Raw genomic sequence first — 1,419 nt, forward strand, 5'->3', positions numbered from 1 at the left:
TCTGAAAGCGTTTTTAACTCACCTTCAGCCCCTACTTTTGAATGACTCGACAAAAGCTGTTCGATCAAAGTAGCACCCGAACTATGGTTGCCAGCGATAAAGATTTAAACAGCACCATCCTCGATGTAAGGTTTATTAGCCAACACTTCTATCNGNTCGNGAGTCANTGCNTTNTGCAGNATCGCGAACATGCTTTGCGTCTGCGTATGTGCATATTGGTAGCCAGAACGATTTAAGTCGTTACCCTGCTTCAAATACTCAAAACTCATCGACTTATCGCCTTTTTTGTCATAGTGCATACTGACAACATAGGCCAAATTCATCTTCGCATCAGCTGGCAAACCACCCTGACGAAGCTTTTGCTCATACTGGGGAATAATCTCATCAAGTAAAGGCTTCTTCTTTCCCTTTCCATGAATAATAAGATTGCGCACGATACCGATTTGACCGGGATTAAGTCGCAAGGCTTTTTCAAAAAACTTATATGCTTTATCGCCCTCACCTAAGCGGCTCAACGCCATTCCTTTGAAGTTCAGAAACTGTGGATTCTGGGGCTGTTTTTTAATTAGTTCGTTGACGAGAGTTAGTGCTTCTTGCTCTTGATGATTAGCAATTAAAACACCGACATATTGACCTGCTAGCGCTAAGTTATTGGGGTGGCGTTGAAGCAATAAACCCATCCATTTAGACGCGTATACATTTTCACCAAGCTTGGCTGCCACATCGGCAGCATGCTGAATTAATGCATCTTCATCGGGCAAACCATCAATAGCAATAGAGAAATGCGAAAGAGACTGGGTAGCTCGCTTAGTTTGAACTAAAACAGATGCTAAGCGGGCATTTAACTGAGGATTCTCTTTATCGTTATCTAATAAGCTTCGATATATGTTTTCTGCTTCAACAAGCTTGCCTTGCTGATGAAGTTGAGACGCGCGAACAAACTCTTGTTGCATTGGATACCCTTAAAACTTCTTGAGGATCAATTTCTTGTTGGGCAGCAACAATAAAGAAGTTTTAAGAGCATTTCTGATACACCTTCCACAGTATGTCGATAGGCGATACTAATGAACTTTTGACTAGCTAAATAACGAGAATGCCTTATTTGGCTTAAGCGACGAAATAAGCGATTTTAACTCACTGTTCAAATCACTCGCTTTGCTTGCCGCATCTTGAGGCAATGATTTTTGAACTGTTTTGAGTTTCTCCATAATTCTTTCTAAAAAGTTTGGTAAAGCCTGTAAATATATTGCCACGCTATTTCCGCACTTTTTATCCAATGCTTGTGCAAAACCGGTATCGCGCATGAGTAAATCAAGCTTTTTGATCAATGCACGCAGTTGTCGAACAGAAGCGTAATGCTCAAACTCGAGCAAATCTGAACTATAAGCCAAGGCATTTGCAGAAAAAGAACACATTGCT

At 41.1% G+C, this 1,419-nt stretch carries 2 protein-coding genes; both read right to left on the minus strand.

Annotated features, from left to right (window positions below; all coding sequences use genetic code 11):
* Nucleotides 1-104: 104 nt before the first annotated feature.
* On the minus strand, nt 105-953 hold the full coding sequence (locus A3739_RS21245; RefSeq protein WP_068502684.1) for a M48 family metallopeptidase: 849 nt from the start codon (nt 951-953) through the stop codon (nt 105-107).
* Between the two features lie 123 nt (nt 954-1,076).
* Nucleotides 1,077-1,419: hypothetical protein (locus A3739_RS30200; RefSeq protein ID WP_197472476.1), on the minus strand; the 343-nt coding region annotated here is incomplete at its 5' end.

The sequence above is a fragment of the Oleiphilus sp. HI0067 genome (assembly GCF_001635735.1).